We start from the raw sequence: 19534 nt of genomic DNA on the forward strand, positions 1-19534 counted from the left end.
ACGACAGGTGGGGAGAAACTGTGCTTGATGTAATAGCCATTGGGGAACTATTGATAGACTTTACTCCGGCAGGGCGTTCGGCAGGTGGAAACGAACGCGAACAGTTTGAATGCAACCCCGGAGGGGCTCCGGCTAACGTAGCAGCTGCGCTCTCCCGTTTAGGAGTTAAAGCTGCATTAATTAGCAAGGTTGGTAAGGATCATTTCGGTTCGTTGCTGCATAGCACGTTGATTAGCTGCGGGGTGGACGTGAGCGCGATTTCATTTACGGATGAAGCCCAAACAACGCTGGCATTTGTCCATTTGGATGACAGCGGAAACCGATCCTTCAGCTTCTACCGCCAGCCGGGGGCGGATACCTTGTTGCGCTCAGAAGATGTCCCGCTCGACAAGATTGGGAACTGCCAAGTACTGCACTTTGGTTCATTGTCAATGACCCATGAGCCGGCACGTACGGCAACAAGAGCGGCAGTCGTCAAGGCTCAGCAGGTCGGGGGGCTAATTTCTTTCGATCCCAACATCCGGCTTGCATTATGGGAGAGCAAGGAGGTAGCGAAACAGAATATCCTTTGGGGGATAAAGCATGCAGATATCTTGAAGATATCTGAAGAAGAGCTTTGCTTTATTACTGGTATAACCGATGTCGAGAAAGGCTCGCTCATGTTACAGCAACAATTCGGCATCGCCTTCATTGTCGTTACGTTAGCTGAACAAGGCTGTTACTACCGATTGGCTGCTCATGGAGGTTATGTCCCGGGTTTCCAAGTGAAGGCCATCGATACGACCGGAGCCGGCGACGCTTTTCTAGGCTGCTTATTATATCAAATCCTGGAACGGAGAATTTCGCCAAATCAATTAGAAAAACAGCAAATCATCAGCATGCTGACTTTTGCCAATGCTGGCGGTGCATTAGTGACAACACGGAAAGGGGCTCTTCAGTCAATGCCAACAACAGAAGAAATTCATAAGCTGCTCGAGACAAATACACGGAACGAGGATAAGTACAAACCGGGGTTTCATTTTTCGCCTCCGTCGCATTGGATGAATGACCCGAACGGTTTAGTTTATTACGAAGGCGAATATCACCTGTTTTATCAGTATCATCCCTATAGCAACAAGTGGGGGCCGATGCACTGGGGACATGCGGTAAGCCCGGATTTAATCCATTGGGAGCACCGGCCGATCGCCTTGTTCCCGGATGAGCATGGAGCCATTTTCTCCGGGTGCTGCGTGGTGGACTGGAATAACAGCAGCGGACTGTTCGAAGGTTCGCATGGTCTGGTTGCGATCTTCACCCATGCGGACATCTGCCCGAAGACAGGGCAACCTCGCCAGCGGCAAAGCTTGGCTTACAGCCGCGATAAAGGGCGAACCTGGCACAAATACGAGGGGAACCCGGTTCTCGCCGAGGAGGATCTGGTCGACTTCCGGGATCCGAAAGTGTTCTGGCATCCGCAAAGCGAGCGGTGGGTGATGGTGCTTGTGGCGGGAGATCATGCCCGTTTTTATGGATCGAAAGACTTAATTGAATGGACGCTGACCGGCGAATTCGGTAAAGGAGAGGGATCGCATGACGGCGTGTGGGAATGCCCGGATCTCTTTGCATTGCCGGTGGGTGACAGCGGTCGCTCCAAATGGGTGCTGATCATCAGCATTGGAGATAACCCGTCCGCTCCGGAAGGATCACGCACGCAATATTTTATCGGAGAGTTTGACGGAAACACATTCATCAACGACAATTCGGCTGATCATATCATGTGGCTTGACTATGGTCGGGATAACTATGCGGGCGTGACCTGGTCGGACATGCCTGAGCAAGACGGTCGCCGCGTAATCATCGGATGGATGAGCAACTGGAAATATGCCAACGAGACGCCAACCGGAGCCTGGAGAGGCGCAATGACGTTGCCTCGGGTCTTGTCGTTGACGAGCCGCGACGAGGGTGTGGTGCTGACGCAAATGCCGGTGCGGGAAGTCGAGCAACTGCGTAAGGCTATGGTGAGCCGGGAGAACGTCACGGTGATGGCGGAAACGCCGTTTACGCTGGAGACGAGCGGCGATCTCCTGGAAATTGAAGCGGACATCGATCTCCGGTCCGGGAACGAAGTTCAGATCCGGTTGAAATCCTCCGGAGAGAGCGAAACGAGGATCGGTTACGATGCGGAGCGCGAGTGGCTATTCATGGACCGCTCGAACTCGGGTTTGACCGATTTCCATTCCTCGTTCGCTTGCGAGCTTGGGGCCAGATTGGCACCGATCAATGGAAAAATTAAGCTTCAGATCTGGCTGGATCGCAATGCGGTTGAGATCTATGCGAATGAAGGGCTCGTTGTGCTGACAGATCAGATTTTCCCCGAGGCTCCGATCGAGCGGTTGGAGGTTAGCGCAAATTCGGGGCAGGTTGTATTGAACTCATTCCATATTCATGCGCTTAAGTCCGTTCCTTTTCCTATAGGTGCCGATGAAGTGCCTTCAAGGGGGAATGACGCGTGAGCCAATGTACCGACAATCGGGGGCTAATGATGTATTGGGCTTTCGACGAAGGAGGGGGGGACAGCGCTCTGGAGAGCCTGTCCCAATCCCGGGATAATATTCAATATGTATTGAAGCAAGCGGAGTTTGCCGAACCGCGCGATCCGCAATGGAGACAGGGCGTAATGGGCAGCGGGCTCCTGTTCGACGGTTACTCGACTTATGTTGCCCATTCGTTAAAGGAGGACCATTCCGACGGGGAGCCGGCATATCTTTCAGCGCTCAGCATTGGCGTATGGGTTGCGCCCCGTTCATATGAATGGGGGGAAGGAGGGAAGCTCGCCGCAATCGTAAACCGCTACAACAGGGAGAGCAAGCAAGGATATCTGCTTGGCATGTTCCGTCACGGCTCCTGGTCCTTTCAACTTGGGCTCGAAAGCGGCGAATGGAAAGAGCTTTGGTCCCCTGACGGCTATGAATTGCCCAAAAATGAATGGTCTTACATAAGTGCGGTGTTCGATGGGAATCAGGGCGAGATGAAGCTTTATTTAAACGGCAACGAAATCGCTTCGGCTTCCTTGCCGCAAGGCTCCCGTCTGGTCGAGGCGTCGGGCACGGAGCTGCTCATCGGCAAAAACAATCATAGCAGCCGGTTGGCGCGAGCCTTCAGCCTGCATATGTTCAGCGGAATGATCGATGAGCTTAAGATCCATCATCGAGCCCTAAGCGCGGAAGAGGTAGCCGCCGCTTATCGGGAAGTGTTGGATTCAACCCACGGAGGCGTCCATCCGTCCTTAGAATACGATGAGATCAAGCTGGACCGAACGCCGTTGCTATCGGACCGACACCGGCCGCAATACCATGTCAGCCCGCCGGCCCATTGGATGAACGAACCACATGCGCCCATCTATTTTGAGGGGAAATATCATTTGTTCTATCAGCATAACCCGCTGGGCCCTTTCTTTCATCATATCCACTGGGGACATTGGGTCAGCGAAGATCTGGTGCATTGGCGCGACCTTCCCGTAGCGCTTGCGCCGGAGAAGGATGGACTTGCGCCGGACGGAATCTGGTCGGGCAGTGCGACTTATGATGCGGACGGCCTGCCGGTCTTGTTCTTTACGGCGGGAAATGACAGCGCTTCGCCGAATCAGAGTGTGGCGCTTGCCCGCGGTACTTATACTCAAGACGGAGACTCGGATCTGGTTCATTGGGTGAAGCATCCGGAGCCTTTAATTGTGCAGAAGAAGGGCATGGGCGCCTTCGGCGATTTCCGGGATCCCTTTGTTTGGAAGGACGATGACGGCTGGTATGCCCTGGTCGGATCGGGAATCGAAGGCGGCGGGGCTGCCCTGGCGTTTGCCTCACAGGATATGCTGAATTGGACGTACAAAGGTCCCTTTTATCAAGCGGATCTTCAGAAGTTTCCTTATCTTGGCCCGATCTGGGAGCTTCCCGTCTTTCTTCCTCTTGGTGCCGACAAGCAAGGGGTGGACAAACATCTTCTGCTGGTCAGCCCGGTGGGAAAGGGGGCGGATGTGGAGGTGTTCTATTGGATCGGGCAGCTCGACAAGGAAAATCTGACTTTCCTTCCCGATCAGGATGAGCCGCAATTGATCGACGTCGGCGATTTCCACTTTACCGGACCGAGCGGAATGGCGGATCCGAAAACCGGCAGAAACATTATCTTTACGATCGCCCAAGGCGACCGGACGCCCGAGCTGGAATATCAATCGGGTTGGGCCCATAACGGCGGCTTGCCGCTCAGCGTATATTTGCGGGAGGACGGACGGCTGGGAATCGAGCCGATTCAGGAATTGCAATCGCTGCGCGGGGAGAAGCGGCTGTCGCTTCGGGACAAGCCGCTCGCTGAGGCGAATGTGCGGCTCCGGGAGATTCAAGGCGACATGCTCGAGATTCAATTGGAAATCGAGCCGGACAGCGCCCGGCAATTTGGAATCAAGCTCCGGCGCACCCAGGACGGAGAAGAAGAAACGTTGCTGTATTACGATGCGAAGCAATCGCTGTTCCTGGTCGACCGGACGAAAACGACGCTGCATCTCGGGGAAAGATGCGTAGGGATCCAGGGCGGCAAGCTGGAGCTGGCGGGCGAAAATTTGAAGCTTCATCTTTATCTGGACCGTTCCATGGTCGAAGCTTATGCCAACGGTCTGAAAAGCCTGACGACCCGGGTATACCCCAGCCGCAAGGATGCTTTGGGGCTGGAGATTTGGGGAGACGGCGGCCTGACTGTAACGTCGCTGGAAGTATGGGATATGAAGCCGATCTGGCAAGAAGGGAGCGCCTGACATGAATTCAACAGAACCACAATCTTATTCCTATCAAGACCTCGTGAAGCGATTATATGATCTCGAAGCGCTGGCGATGCCACCGCAGGCTGGCGAGAAATCGGGGTGTTTCTCAAGCTTTGACCGAAGCTCTGTCTATAATGCCGAGACAGGTCTGTACGAGAACTGGGGAGCTAATGATGACGGGGGAGGTTACCTTCGTAAAGAAGAAGACAGCATTGTCGCCATGGAACTTGACGGACCCGGGGTGATCTGGAGAGTTTGGTCGGCGCTTCCCGAGGAGGGGCATATTCGGATTTTTGTGGATCATGCCGACACCCCCGTGATCGATCAGCCTTTCCGGGATTATTTTGAAAAATTTAATCAAGAAGGGCCGCCGGCCAATTTTCCGAATCTGTCGCCTACGTTATCCCGCGGCAGAAACTGCTTTATACCGATCCCTTTTCAAAAACATTGCAAGGTGCTGCTTGATAAAGGCTGGGGGGCTTACTACCACATCACGTACACCGTCTTTCCTGCCGGGGTCAGGCTGCCTTCCTTTGACGGCAGCTTCAACAAGGAGTCTGCCATTGCGCTGGCCGAAGCAGACCGGGTTTTACAGCAAAGGGGAGCCCGTTCCTTTATGAAAGAGGAGGGACTAACCGACGAAACCGTTACGGTAACCGTACCGGCAGGCGGTAAAGCGGTGCTTTTTGATAAACAAGAGGCCGGTGCGATCTCCATGATCCGGATCAGAACGGATCTTGGACGAAAGAGCGAGGAACAACAGCGGATGTTGGCCAGACAATTAACCTTATCGATGAAATGGGACAATGAGACAACGCCTTCGGTATGGGCCCCATTGGGCGATTTTTTTGGCAGCGCACCGGGGATCAAGCCGTACCGTTCTCTGCCCCTGGGGATGAATGAGCATGAAATGTACAGTTACTGGTACATGCCGTTCTCAGAGGGCGCGAGGATTGAAATTGAAAATGAGGGACGGGAAGCATGCGAGCTTCAGGCGGATATCCGGTATTCACCGCTGCCTAAGTCTCATGCAGAAAACCTTCTGCGTTTTCATGCCAAATGGCACCGGGATCAACATCTGGATCTGGATGCGGAGCGCTTCAAGGAAGAAGGAGATCGCTGGCCGGATTGGCCTCTGCTGCTGACGAAAGGCCGGGGAAGATTTTGCGGCGTTCATCTGCATGTGTACAATACCTGGGAGACACCGAATGAGGAATCCGAAACCTGGTGGTACGGGCTTTGGGATCGAAAAACAATCGACTGGTGGTGGGGAGAAGGAGACGAGAAGTTTTTCGTGGATGGCGAAACCTTTCCATCGACGTTTGGAACGGGCAGCGAGGATTATATTGGCTATGCCTGGGCGGCTGAGCCGCCTTTTCCGATGTTTGACAGTGCCTTCGCCAGCCAGCCGTTCATAGAGCTGGATGCGAACGGACATACCTCAGTCAACCGCTTTCATATTTGCGACAATATTCCCTTCATGAACTCCTTCGAGGGATTTATTGAGAAATATAAGGGGGATCAGTGGGGCCTAAAGAATCGATGTTTGTATGCCGCCACCGTTTACTGGTACCAGGAGCAGGGCACAAGTGATGCGTACATGCCGGTTTCCTTGGATGAACGATTAAGCCACTTAAACCATCAGGAGGGATGAAGATGAAGGAATTTTTCTATCGACCGGAGAATGCCTGGGTAGGGGACGTTATTCCCTATTATGAAGATGGGGAGTTTAAGTTGTTCTATCTGCACGGCTGGCGGGAAAATTACCGGGAGGGCCTAGATCACGGCTGGTATCTTGTAGGAACGAAGGATTTCGTGAATTATCGTGAAGAAGGGGCCTGCAAGATCGAAGGCGGCACCGGTCACATTCTGAAAGTAGACGGCATCTATCATATGTTCTATTGCATATTTCCACCGGGCAAGCAGCTGGTCTGTCATGCGATCAGCAGAGACTTGAAGACCTGGGAGCCCATTCCCGAGGATACCTTTGCAGCTGACGACCGCATCTATGAGCTTTCCGATTGGCGCGATCCCTTCGTGTTCTGGAATGAAGAGGAAGGCCAATATTGGATGCTGCTTTCGGCGATGGCGAAAGGGCCGACCAATCGGAAAGGGTGCACCGCGCTGCTGTCATCCAAGGATCTGAAAGCCTGGGAGTACCGCGAACCCCTGTACGCGCCAAATCTGCACGTGGGGGCTCACGAATGCCCCGATTTGTTCCGGATCGGGGATTGGTGGTATTTGATCTACTCCTCTTATACGGGAAGATTTGCAACATTTTACCGAATGAGCCGTAGCCTGAATGGCCCTTGGATTACCCCGATGGAGGATACTTTTGACGGGAGGGCCTTCTATGCGGCCAAATCCGTGGCTGACGGACAGAAACGCTACCTGTTTGGTTGGAATCCGACAAAAAACGACGATTTATTCGGGTGGAATCCACCGAAGTCCCATGGCAAGGATTACGACACTTGGGATTGGGGTGGGAATCTGATCGTGCATGAGATCGTTCAGCGTCCGGATGGCACCCTCGGCGTCAAAGTGCCGGATACGGTTGATACTGCATTTAATGAACCGATGCCCGTGCGTTTTAATCGTGTTGAGGGAGCTTGGCTCGCTGCGGATCGCAATCTCTCCTGCGAGTCCCCGTACGGCTTTGCCGGATGCACTACTCGGGAGGAATTGCCTAATCAATGCAAGATTTCCGTCAGTGTCTCATTCACCGGGCAAACGCAAGGTGTAGGGGTGATGCTGCGCACGGAAGATAAGTTGGATGAAGCCTATTACGTTACCCTGGAACCGCAGCGGGATCGCCTTACTTTCCGAGGGGCGATTATGCAGTCGGAAGAAGGGGGAAAAACATTCCCTTATGAGGTAGAACTAGAACGTCCGATTGAACTTATTCCCGACCGTCCTTACGAAATCAAAATCTTGGTGGACGGATCAATTTGCGAAATTTACGTGGATGAGAACATAGCGATGAGTGCCAGAATGTACGATATCCCTCGGGGCAAGCTTGGCTTGTTTGTCAGTCAGGGCAGTGCTCAATTCAACGATGTTAAAATCGAGACCAGAGGATAATATAGAAAAAGTCGAGCAGGTGACCTCATCGTTCCCTGCTCGACTTTTTGAATTAAATTGTCGGATTGCATTCCTAGAAAACAACTAGCTGGTTCGCCGGACCATCAATTCCGTAGGGAACACTTCTTCGACAGGTTCGATGCGCTGACCGTCAGACTCGATCGATTTGATCATCAGTTTGGCAGTGGCTTCGGCCAATTTGTTGATAGGATGCCGTATAGTCGATAAGCCTAGCAGTTCGGAGACGGTTGGCATGTCGTCGACGCCTAATAAGGCGAGCTTATCTGGAATGGAAATGTTCAAATCGTTGCATGCCCTTAAGGCCCCGATGGCGGATATGTCATTCAAGCAAAACAACGCTTGAGGCAGCTGGTTGTTTTGGGCCAGGTTCACTACAGTATCGTATCCGAATGTTTCCGTCATATCTCCTGTGATAACCGTCGTTAGTTTGCCGTTCTGCTGCAAAGCCTCGCTGGCTCCGTTCAGCCGATCATCGAATCCGGGAACGTGACCGTGCGGATAAGTCAATATGACCAAATTTTGATAGCCGCGGGATAATAAGTGATTCACACCGGTCTGACCGCTTAGATAGTCGTCGACGCGTAGCATGTGAGCACCGTAAGATAAATTGTGGCGTCCTATTGTAATAACCGGTACGTTAAGGTTCATTAACCTAGGCATAAATTTTTCCGTATCCATGGTCGCTTTGACGATAATTCCATCGACCATTTGGATATTCATGAAGATTTCTTCAAAGTCCAGCAAGATAATCTTATATCCCAATGCTTTTAATTGTTGTTTGATGACTTGTGCAAAATGCAGGAAGTATAAGTCTTCAAAATAACCGTCGTCCGTACTGTCTGATAAAACGAGTCCAATTGTGTGCATTCTGCCCGTGATGAGACTTTTGGCAACAGGGTTCACTTGGTAACCTAGCTTGGTTATCGAAAGATTGATTTTTTCTTTTGTCTCCGAGCCCATTTTCTGAAAATTTCCGTTCAGGAAATGGGAAACCGTTGCGGGAGAAACTCCTGCATCTTTTGCGACTTGAACTAAAGTAACCCTTTTGTTAGCCATTTCTATACCTCTACTTATATTATTGCGAATTTATCGTCGGTTAGCGCGGACGTCTTTCTAGAACACCTGGTAGTGCAGGAAACGTTTGATGCGGTTCGGTTTGATACCAATAGCAAACGGAACTCACGTCGTCACTTCTTTCAAATAAGGCCTTTCCGTCATGTCCGATCTGTTGGACAGTGACACGTAAATCCTCTTCAAACAAAATGGGGTCAAGAAAATGCCAACGATAGAAGCCGCGCATCGGGCAAGCAGCTCCATCGTATACATGGGATCTAGTATTGTCCGTTACCTGGAAGTGCGGGAAACCCATAAAGGGAGTGGAGTAGGTTTGTTCATGCACCGGGTTACCGTTATCGTATTTCACGAAACCCCATGCACCACCAAAGTAATCCTCCGCACCAGTCCCGCAGATGGTAGGCCATTGTTGGTCGCCGTCGAGATAAAATTTCACTTCCCCTTCACCATACCAGTAACGCGATAAGGAAGTCCAGGCCATGTAGGTGCCGATATACTTTCCTCTTCCTTTAATTCCATCAATAATTGTATAATCCTGCCCGAGCTGGGTTGGATTTTCTCTCCGGAATTGGGCATGGAAATATTCCGTATCCTCAGGAAGTTCGTCGACAAGCATATAATCAAACTGGTAGAAAAACGCCTCAATCTCTTGGGGATGTTCATTCGTTATAGTTACTCTGGCGGCTTTTTTGAAAGGCATCGCAAAGTAACTGTTCATGCCACCAACCGGATTCACGACAATCGGCAAAGAATTGACGATAGCTCTGGCGCCGAAGCCGTTGCAAAAGAAATCGCCCAGCGGGACTTCCACAGAGGGGCTTTCTTCATTATCCCAATACATCCGCAATACCAAGTCACGCAATACAAACCAACCAGTCTCGGTTTGGTCCGTCACGGTCATCCAGATGTGCTGAATGATACCAGTGCCTTCGATGTCGACGAGTGTGGCGGTTTCGCCTTGGGCTAACGAGATAAAAGCGTTGCCTTTTCGAGCAACCCCAAGCGGGCCGGCTGCTTTTCCTCCTTCACCTTTTAAGCCATGCGGATTTTCCGCTGTAATTGCTCTGCTTTTTCCTTTCATTCTACCAAAAAGTTGATTCATCGATTGCATGGTTTATCTCTCCTTATCCTTTATCCTTTAACCGCACCGTCGGAAACGCCAGCCATCACGTATTTATTCAATAACAAGTAGGTGACGATGATCGGGATGATACTGATGCAGATGGCCGCAAACGTCTGTCCCCAATCCGTTGCTCCGAATGCACCGATGAACTCTTGAAGACCGACGGCAATGGTTTTATATTGTTTGTCGTTCGTAAACGTGTTTGAAAATATGAAATCGTTCCAAATGAAAATGAAATTGATGGAAGCGACCGTGATTGTAGTGTTGATGGTCAGTGGAGATATGACTTTATAGAAGACCTGATAAATGTTACATCCATCGATGACGGCAGCTTCAATCAATTCATTGGGGACATATCGGTAAAAGCTGGTGAAAATCAAAATCGATAGAGGCAAGGCAAATCCGACTTGGGGAAGGATCAGTGCCAGATATGAGTTCAGCAGCCCAGATTCTTTGTACATAATAAAAAGCGGGATTAGGGTAACTTGAATCGGAATCATAATTCCGATCGTAAAGAAGAGCAGCAGCTTTGAATTCAGCCTTGACTGCATTTTGACGAGAGCAAAGCCAGCAGTAGCACTTAAGAAGACGATGAGCAGCAGGCAACTGAACGTAACGATGGCCGTGTTTTTGATATAGAGCAGCAGGCTGCTATCTCGGAATACAGTGGCATAGTTGTCGAATGACCATAATGTCGGAAACGAAAACGGTTTTGTCGTTAATTCGATGCTCGATTTGAAGCTGGACAACATCAGCCAGACAACCGGGTAGATTTGGACGACTAGGATTGCGATAACGATAAAGTACAATAGGAAGGATAAAGCTTTTTTTCTGGATAGCATGTTATGCTTCTCCTTTCCTGGAATTGAATATAGCTCGAATAATGAGTACAGCCAGTAGACTTTCGATGACGATAAATACGGCGATCGCACTTCCGTAGCCATATTGAATACTAGTGAACGCTTTTTTGTACATATAAGTCGTAACCAACTCAGTTGTTGAACCTTGTACGCCAATGATATAAGGGATATCGAAACCTCTTAGCGCCCCGGTGGTGCACATGATGAGGGCCAAACTGAGCACGTGCTTGATACTCGGTAATTTAATATGACGGATCAACTGCCATCCGTTTACGCCGTCGATTTTTGCGGCTTCCTCTACTTCTTTAGGGATCGCGATCAGGGCCGCGTAGAAAATGACCATGTACATCCCGGTAAAACGCCATCCTTCGGGAATGGAGACTGCGATCAATGCGGTGTGCGGATCCGATAACCACGCGCTTTGCAAATGTCCTAATCCGATCCATTCTAGAAACATGTTGAGTAGGCCTAGTGGCTGTAGTGAATAAAAGTTACGAAACATCTGAGCGATGGCAACCGTGACCACAACTGCCGGCAAGTAATACAAAGTTCTAAATAGGCTGGCTCCTTTTTTGACGTACGAGAGTAATAGGGCAAAAAACAGCCCGATAAATACCTGCATGAGTACGACGATCACAACATACACCAAGTTATTTTTAACGGCATTCCAGAAATAGGGATCTTGGAACATTTTAATATAGTTGCCTAATCCGATATAACTCGCGTCCTTGATTCCGTTCCAATCCTGAAAACCATAATTCAGTGATTGAATGATCGGAACAAATACAGTTACTAAATAAAACAGCAAAGCAGGCGTGATGAAAATTAGCCATGCCTTCTTGTCCTTGAGCACATTCATGTGAATCTCCCCATTTGTTTTTATTGAGAGGTATCCACCCGAGACAATATTGGCCCGGGTGGATGACAGTATGTTTCGAGCAACGATTAGTTGCTAGCGTTTTGGGCAATGGCGTCGTCAATCTGTTTGGCAAAGTCTTCCGGCGAAATTGTCCCCATTGCCAGCTTGATGATCAAATCACTCATGACAGAGTTGGTATCGGCATCCAACAAGGTATCCCATGGTTTGGCGAACTCTGAACCGTAATTATCCATATCCTTTTTGATTCGTAGGAATAGTTCGGAGTACTTGGACTCATCTTCAATCGTGAATTTAAGCGGAGACATCTGCTGCTTGGCTACGTAGACATCGCTATAGTTGTTTAAGACGTAACTAAGGAAGTCCTTGGTTGTTTCGTCGAAATTGTTGGTCGTGGCGGCGAGTCCGATCCCGCTGTTTCCGAAAAATTCGTTATTCAGTGTTTTGGCATTGTTGATGGTCGGTAGATAGAAATAATCCACTTGGCCCTTGAGTTGCTCCGGTAAATTTTCGTCTACGAAGGCTGGTATTTCCCAAGTACCCATACGATACATGGCGGCTTCGCCGTTAAGGAACATATTCTTGGCTGTCGTATAATCTGTCGAGGCGAATCCTTTCTGGAAGTATTGCCCGATATCGGATACGAAATTCGCGGTTTGCATGCCGACGTCGTCGGCCATTTTGGCTCTACCTTGACTCAGATTTCGTGCAAATTCATTTCCTGTGGTACGGAAAGGGATCATAGCTGCGTAACGCAGTACAGGCCAGACGTCAACACCATCTACCGCAATCGGAGTAATGCCCTTGTCCTTCAGCGCCTTGCTGATGGTAAGCATGTCATCGATCGTTTTCGGAACCGTTAGATTATTTTCCTCAAATATTTTCTTGTTGTACCAAGTCATTTCCAGATGGTACTCCAAAGGGAGAAGGTACAGGCTACCATCGGGCAGCTCCTGGTATTTCAGTGCTGGTTCGTAGAACTGATCATACAAACCTTGCTCTTCCAGGAATTGCTTCATGTCAACGAGCATTCCGGCATCCGCCAGTTCCTGGGCGTACGGATCGGCGTCCGTATCGATAAAATCAGGAAGTTCTCCAGAAGCAACTAGCGTTCTTAATTTGGTTAGGTAGGAAGGTCTGTCAGCGGTCACTTGTATATCCAGTTTGAATTCGGGATGATCCTCCGAATAGCGATCCGCCAGTTCTCGAACCGTTTGTATGATTGCTCCGTTTTCCGGGCGGGCCGTTAACCATGTAATCGTTTTATCCCCGTTAGTTCCAGCACTATTGTTTTCCGAGCCGCCGCAACCTGCGAGAGCGGTTGCAACTAATGAAAAGATTGCGATAAGCGAGAGAACCGTTGTTATTTTTCTCTTTTTTGTCGTCATGTGAATACCCCTTCATTTTTTATTTTTTCAATTAAAGTCTCTTTTAAGGAAACTTTAATTGAATGAAACAGGTTAACGCAGTGATGCTGTCTTGAGCTTGACCTTACTAACTTTAACGGAGCCCTCGTTAGCAAAAAAACCGAGGTGGCCAGTTTTGAAGTTATAGACACGCGTGGTCATCGCGATCTTGTCGTTTACATACAGACATAAGATATCATCTTCCAAAATCACTTTTACCGTGATCATGTTCTGTTCAGAGAAAGAGAACGGTCTTTCCAGCTCGATCATCTGAGGTTTGTCACCAGCGATTTGCCATTGAAAGAATCCGGGTTCGGTTCTTGGCCACATGTCAAAAGCGATACGGTTGTGAAATGGATCGAATTTAATGAAATAACCCTTATCAAGATCTTTGTCGGTTCGCAGCGCAATTCCGAAGTCTTTTATGTCTTTCCAGTCGGTAAACGCTGCTTCGACTAGAACCTGGGAAGGCACTTCATTAAATACACGGTAAGCCAATCCATCGGGAGACTCCAGTTCGAATCCGCTTTCATCGTTGTGTCGGCAATTTTTCTCTGATTCTGGAATGACGTCTGCTTCCGTATTAAAATGCTTATAAACCGATTGAGGCATCCGAACAAGCAGATCGCCGTCATTATTTTGATAAATCTCATGCACAACAAGTGTTCCAGCCCATTCCCAATCCCCAAAATCACTTGCTCCCTGCTTGGAAGGAACCCATCCGAAAGCATATCTTTGCTGGCCATCCGTGGCCGTCTTCGCGGCGTAAAAGCCTCTGCCGTCAAAGGTGTCAATAATCGGTGAAGAGTATACGCCCTCGATAGTTTTGCTTTTTTTGTAATGTGTCACAAACTTTTCGCTAAACGTCGAGTAGACCAAGTAGTGCCAGTCTCCCATTTTGAAATAATCCGGGCATTCCATGGTGATGTATTTGTCCGGACTGTAAAATGGCTCCCGATAACGCCAGTTTTCAAGATCATCGGATGTAAGAAGGGCTACGCAGCCGCCTCTTCTTTCAGAGGAATTCATTTGTCTTGAGGTGACGAGCATCCAGTACTCTTGCCGTTCTTCGTTGAAAAACACAAACGGATCACGCCAATCGAATGGCTCATAGATGATTCCATCGCCATAAAGCTTGAAATCTTCATCTTTCGTCCAATGGATTCCATCGGTACCGGTAGCCTTCAATACGACTTGTAAAGGCTTTCCATCAACGCAAAATTCAGGGTTGGGATTATGACCGGTGTAGAAAAGATGATAGTTACCGTTTCGATCCTTGATCACTGAACCGGTATATGCGTTACGATCCGGCTCGGTTTCGCTACCGTTTGGCAAAGATACGCCATGATCTTCAAAATCCAAGCCGTTCTTGGTGGTGATCAGATTCCAGCTCGTATGATTCCCGTAATCTCCACCAACTCGTTGATCATGGAGATAGTAGAGCTTGTACTCTCCATTGTCATAGAATGGGATCACGTCGCCGACCCATCCGTCTTGCGGTTTGTAAAATACTTTTTTCATTTTGTCATCTCCATCTAGTAAAACGTTTTACAAACATATATTAACACGGATTTTATTGTTGTCAACGTTTACAAAACCTTTGTTTAATTATGATCATATAAAAATATTACCAATTATTAAAAATGGAATAGTAAAACGTTTGCCAAAGTTGTAGAATGATATTCGATAACATTTACAATTCAGGAGGAACAAACATGAGGGTTGGTGCGATTGAAGCAGGAGGCACAAAATTCATATGCGGGATTGGCAATGAGAAAGGTGAAGTTCTGGACCGGATCAGTTTTCCAACGGATTTACCCGAACCGACACTTGAGCAGGCTGTGGCTTACTTTAGAGACAAAGACATTGAGGCAATTGGAGTCGGCTCCTTCGGACCGCTTGATCTGGATCGTTCCAGCGTCACATATGGGCAAGTTACCACGACGCCCAAGCCGGGATGGACGGGGTTTGACTTCGTAGGGTATTTGAAACAAAATTTCCCTGTTCCGATCGGTTTCGATACCGACGTGAATGCTGCGGTGTTCGGTGAGGTAAAGTGGGGAGCTGCCAATGGATTGGATAGCTGTGTTTACTATACGATTGGGACAGGTGTTGGTGTAGGTGTTTACGCGGAAGGCAATCTGGTTCATGGTCTGGTCCATCCAGAAGGTGGACATGTATTGACCCGGCGGCATCCGAAGGACGATTTTAAAGGGACGTGTCCATTTCATGGCGACTGCCTGGAGGGCATGTCCAGCGGACCGGCGATCGAAAAACGCTGGGGAGTGAAAGGAAACGAATTGCCAGACGATCATGAAGCATGGGATATGGAAGCTTACTATCTGGCGCAGGCCCTTTCGGGGGTGATTGTGCTGTTATCGCCGAAAAAAGTGATTCTTGGCGGTGGGGTTATGCATCAGAAGCAGTTGTTCCCGCTGATCCGCAAGCAAGTCCTACAGAACTTGAACGGATACGTTGCATCCCCGGCGATTCTTGATGATATGGACAATTATATTGTACCACCGGGTCTTGGCGACAACGCCGGATTGTCCGGCGCGCTGGCGCTGGGAATCGAGGCTGCCAGCTTGGCGATATGAGTTCAAGGCATGGCAGGGTCCATGGAAGGGGAGGAAAATGATGTTCAATGTGCTTGTAGCTGATGACGAGCCGCGGCATCGCCGCGGCATTGCCGACATGATCAAGACGCTTCGGCCGGACTACCGTATCTTTATGGCCAAGGATGGGGAGGAGGCCTTGCGCATCGCTCTGGATAACCGGATTGATATGATATTTACGGATATTCGCATGCCTAATATGGACGGTCTGACGATGATCGAGCATTTAAAAACAAGAAGCGAGTCAATGAAAATTGTCATTTTGAGCGTGTACGGACATTTCGACTATGCCAGACAAGCCCTTAAGCTCGGCGCGTTCGATTACCTGCTCAAACCGCTGGAGCTCAAAGATATGGCGGAAATGCTGGACAAGCTGGACGCCGCCATCGAGCAAGAGAGGATGCTTCTTCAGGATAGAGTGAGCCTGAAGGAGCAGCTGAGCTCGGTCATCCCCGTCTACGAACAGCATCTGCTAAGCCGCTGGTTGTGGTCGATGGCGAATGAAGACGAGCTGCTGGAAATTGAACGATTGGTCCCGCAGGGACAAGTTGGATTTGTATGGATCTCCAGGTTTTCCAAATCCGAGGTCGAACAGATGTATTTTTCCGAGGAGTTCGCCGAAGTCAAAACCAGCTTCAAAAGCTGGATGCACCAGGTCACCGAGCCGATCGGCCCGACCATTTCATTTTACTTGGAAGGGGACGAGCATATGCTCGTTTCCGTTATCACTCCCATCCATTCCTTAGAATGGCTGATGAAAAAGGAAATTGAACGGTTAACTCAATTTATCGAGCAGCTTCGGATGGAATTCGGGCTTACCATATCCATTGGTGTAGGGGAAGGGGTTAACGATCTGCAACGCGAAGCTCCCCGTTCCTTCAAGCAAGCTTTGAATGCGCTGGACTTTACGTTTTATTGCGGGAACGGGAAACTTGTCGTTAGAAGTGAAATCGCTTACAATCCGCTGAAAACCTTTTTGCCTTGGGGGCCGGACGATTTCGGCATCGCGGCCGCGGTGGCGGGCGGGGATCGGGGCAAGGCGCTGGAGGCGTTGGAATTGTTGGTGGGCCGCCTTTTGGAAGGCGGCTATCCTTCTCCGGCCCAGTTCAAGCGCAGCATGTTGTATGTGCTGGTCAACCTGGTTAAGGCAAATGAAGCGTCATTGCGGAGGGAGGAAGCGGGCAATATCGTTTCCGAGATGGAATTTCGGATTCCGGCTTGTTCCACGCTGGATGAACTCCAGTCGAAAGCGGCCGATTATATGGACCGGATCATCGACGGGATCGAGAACCGGAAAAACCATAAAAACGAGCGGATTATCGAGCTGTGCCGGACTTATCTGGCGGAACATTACATGGAGGATCTCTCGCTCGAAACGGTAGCGCGGCGGTTCTTTTTCAGTCCGGCCTATTTCAGCAGTCTCTTTAAATCGCACACGTCCATGACGTTTACCGAGTATTTGCTTCAGATCAGAATGGACAAAGCCAAGGAAATGCTGAAGGACGGGACCCGGAAAATTTCGGAGATCGCCCTCAGCGTGGGCTTCAAGGATGCAGGATACTTTACCCGGATCTTCAAGCGTGAAACCGGCTTATCACCGGAGGAATTCCGCAAGAAAGACCTGCTATAGGTGACGCCATGAGACTTAAAAACAAACTGATTGTATCCTACATCGTGCTGATCACGCTGCCCCTCGCCACGTTGGGAACTGGATCCTATTATGCAAGCAAAAATATGATGCTCAAGCTTGCTCGGGATAACGTGACGGAAATCGTGCAAAAAAACAACCAGATCATCGACGAACGGCTGAAAATCATCGAGGACGACAGTCTTTCCCTGATGGTGGAATGCGAATTGTTTCAAATTTTCAACCGCCCCGCCCCGGTCGAAAGTGAACTGCTAGCGACAAATAAACGGGTTACGGAAATTTTGAGCCGCTATTTTTCGCAATCCAGGGATCTGTATTCGATAGAGCTTGTGACCCGGCCTTTTGTTTACGGCAGCAAGGCGCGAAATACGTATCCGCCCGATCATTTTTACGATTCCGAGTTGTACAGGCGGGCGGCCGAGCAAAAAGGGAGGATCGACTGGGTGCCGACCTACGAATACAGTCGAATGCACCAATTGCCGGATCTGGCCGGCGCCGACATCGAATACCGCTATTTATTTTCCGCCGTCCGGCAGATGAATCCATCCTGCGTTCGTAATGATGCGATCGTGCGGGCCGGGGAAGGGACGGAGAAGCCGATTCTCGTGATGAATTTTCGGGACGATGTCTATGCCGACATTTTCAGGGACAGCGTTCCGATCGAAGGCGCGGTATTTGTGGTGGCCAGCGACGACGGCACGATCATTTCTCATACGAAAACGGAACTCGTCGGACGCAAGCTGTCCATTCCCTGGCTGGCCGACCTGCAAAGCCGCGGCGCCGGGGCTTCCTACGTTACGGTGGACGGAAAACGTATGATCGCCTGTTACGCGGTATCCGGGATCACGGGATGGACCTCAGCCGTGCTGATTCCACCCAGTGCGCTAACGAAGGACATTGGACAAACGATCACCTTTTTCATTATAACGCTGGGCGCATCGCTGCTGCTGTTATCGCTGTTGTTTGCCTATTTGATTTCCATGCGGATTTCCTCGCCGTTAAGCAAGCTGCTGCTTGCGATCAAACGGGTAGGGGGCGGCGACTTCAACGCCAAAATCAAGGTGGAAGGGAAAGACGAGCTGGGGCATGTGTTGATGAAGTTCAACAGCATGAACGAGAAAGTGAAGCAGCTGATCGAAGAAAATTATGTAGTCAAGCTAAGGGAGCGCGAAACGGAAATCATGGTGCTTAACATTCAACTTAACCCCCATTTTCTGTACAATACGCTGAATATTATCAACTGGACGGTCATTTACGGGGAGAAGGAACAGGTCAGCAAAATGCTGGTCAGTTTGTCGCGCATGCTGCATTACACAACGGACAACCGCAAGGATTCGATGCCGCTTTCTGCGGACATCGGCTGGCTGAGGGATTATATCGTCATCATGTCCAACCGTTACGAATACCGTTTCCGGGTTGACTTCGACATCGAGCCGGAACTGATGGAAGCCAGCGTACCGAAGCTGTTCCTGCAACCACTGGTGGAAAATGCGATCATTCACGGATTCGGAGATATGGAGAGCGGCGGACTGATTACGATCTACGGGCGTCGGCAGGAGGAAGATATCGAGTTCTACGTGGAGGACAACGGCCGCGGGATCACGCCGGAGCGCCTCGAGGAGGTGCTGGCTGAAAACTCCTCCAACATCGGGATCAGAAACGTCGATAAGCGGGTCAAGCTGCTTTACGGCAGCCGTTACGGCATCAGCATCGAATCCGTTCCGGATCTGGGGACGCGGGTAAAGCTGGTTATCCCGTACCGAAATCCTTAAAGAGGATGCTTAAAAAGTCGTCTTCCCATGACGAAGTAGTTTCAGGGAGCGGAATCGACGTCGAATCTTGAATTCAGCCGGGCCTTCCGGTGCTCACGTACCCAATACGTACGCTGCGCTCCTCAGTCCCTAGCTTCATCCAACCTTCTCGGTCCTGGAAACCCGACTTTTTGAACTTGCACTTAAAGAAAACGGATTGATCGAAAAATCGTACAGGAAACGAAAAAACGTCCTATAGGCTTCCGGGAGCGGCGATTCTACAATAAATACA

13 protein-coding genes are annotated in these 19534 nt (G+C 49.8%); 7 read left to right on the plus strand and 6 right to left on the minus strand.

All coding sequences use genetic code 11. From position 1 onward, the window contains the following. The first annotated feature begins 20 nt into the window (after nt 1-20). The 4 genes from PAEVO_RS05590 to PAEVO_RS05605 are packed head-to-tail and all read left to right on the plus strand — an operon-like array spanning nt 21 to nt 7867. Nucleotides 21-2492 carry a PfkB family carbohydrate kinase gene (locus PAEVO_RS05590; protein ID WP_100536652.1) on the plus strand — a complete coding sequence of 824 codons (2472 nt, stop codon included), beginning with the start codon at nt 21-23 and terminating at the stop codon, nt 2490-2492. Then, nucleotides 2489-4780 (plus strand): GH32 C-terminal domain-containing protein, encoded by a 2292-nt coding sequence (locus tag PAEVO_RS05595; RefSeq protein ID WP_100536653.1) that lies wholly within the window; start codon nt 2489-2491, stop codon nt 4778-4780. The genes PAEVO_RS05590 and PAEVO_RS05595 overlap by 4 nt, the downstream gene beginning before the upstream one ends. A gap of 1 nt (nt 4781) precedes the next feature. Continuing rightward, a complete protein-coding gene (locus PAEVO_RS05600) occupies nt 4782-6440 on the plus strand; it encodes a glycoside hydrolase family 172 protein (protein WP_100536654.1) in 1659 nt (552 codons plus the stop codon). Between the two features lie 2 nt (nt 6441-6442). Continuing rightward, a complete protein-coding gene (locus tag PAEVO_RS05605) occupies nt 6443-7867 on the plus strand; it encodes a glycoside hydrolase family 32 protein (RefSeq protein WP_100536655.1) in 1425 nt (474 codons plus the stop codon). Between the two features lie 84 nt (nt 7868-7951). Here PAEVO_RS05605 and PAEVO_RS05610 read toward each other — a convergent pair whose 3' ends face one another. From PAEVO_RS05610 to PAEVO_RS05635, 6 genes are all read right to left on the minus strand, one after another. Continuing rightward, the gene (locus PAEVO_RS05610; protein ID WP_100536656.1) at nt 7952-8944 is read right to left on the minus strand and encodes a LacI family DNA-binding transcriptional regulator; all 993 of its coding nucleotides are present in this window, start codon (nt 8942-8944) and stop codon (nt 7952-7954) included. 40 nt (nt 8945-8984) lie between these two features. Further along, complete coding sequence (locus PAEVO_RS05615) at nt 8985-10073, minus strand: glycoside hydrolase family 172 protein (RefSeq protein ID WP_100536657.1); 1089 nt, start codon at nt 10071-10073, stop codon at nt 8985-8987. A 20-nt stretch (nt 10074-10093) separates the two neighbouring features. Further along, complete coding sequence (locus PAEVO_RS05620) at nt 10094-10927, minus strand: carbohydrate ABC transporter permease (RefSeq protein ID WP_100536658.1); 834 nt, start codon at nt 10925-10927, stop codon at nt 10094-10096. Between the two features lies 1 nt (nt 10928). After that, nucleotides 10929-11804, minus strand: a complete 876-nt coding sequence (locus PAEVO_RS05625) for a carbohydrate ABC transporter permease (protein ID WP_100536659.1) — start codon at nt 11802-11804, stop codon at nt 10929-10931. A gap of 86 nt (nt 11805-11890) precedes the next feature. Beyond that, on the minus strand, nt 11891-13210 hold the full coding sequence (locus PAEVO_RS05630) for an ABC transporter substrate-binding protein (RefSeq protein WP_100536660.1): 1320 nt from the start codon (nt 13208-13210) through the stop codon (nt 11891-11893). Between the two features lie 72 nt (nt 13211-13282). Further along, complete coding sequence (locus PAEVO_RS05635) at nt 13283-14749, minus strand: glycoside hydrolase family 32 protein (RefSeq protein WP_100536661.1); 1467 nt, start codon at nt 14747-14749, stop codon at nt 13283-13285. Between the two features lie 194 nt (nt 14750-14943). On the opposite strand from PAEVO_RS05635, the gene PAEVO_RS05640 reads away from it, so the two are divergent. Genes PAEVO_RS05640 through PAEVO_RS05650 form a run of 3 tightly spaced genes read left to right on the plus strand, consistent with a single transcriptional unit; the run spans nt 14944 to nt 19263 of the window. Further along, nucleotides 14944-15825 (plus strand): ROK family protein, encoded by an 882-nt coding sequence (locus PAEVO_RS05640; protein WP_100536662.1) that lies wholly within the window; start codon nt 14944-14946, stop codon nt 15823-15825. Then, nucleotides 15725-17473 carry a response regulator transcription factor gene (locus PAEVO_RS05645; protein ID WP_243390635.1) on the plus strand — a complete coding sequence of 583 codons (1749 nt, stop codon included), beginning with the start codon at nt 15725-15727 and terminating at the stop codon, nt 17471-17473. The genes PAEVO_RS05640 and PAEVO_RS05645 overlap by 101 nt, the downstream gene beginning before the upstream one ends. A gap of 8 nt (nt 17474-17481) precedes the next feature. Beyond that, the gene (locus tag PAEVO_RS05650; protein ID WP_100536664.1) at nt 17482-19263 is read left to right on the plus strand and encodes a cache domain-containing sensor histidine kinase; all 1782 of its coding nucleotides are present in this window, start codon (nt 17482-17484) and stop codon (nt 19261-19263) included. Nucleotides 19264-19534: the final 271 nt, after the last annotated feature.

The sequence above is a fragment of the Paenibacillus sp. GM2FR genome, assembly GCF_002803325.1.
GTDB classification, from domain to species: Bacteria; Bacillota; Bacilli; order Paenibacillales; family Paenibacillaceae; genus Paenibacillus_AQ; species Paenibacillus_AQ lautus.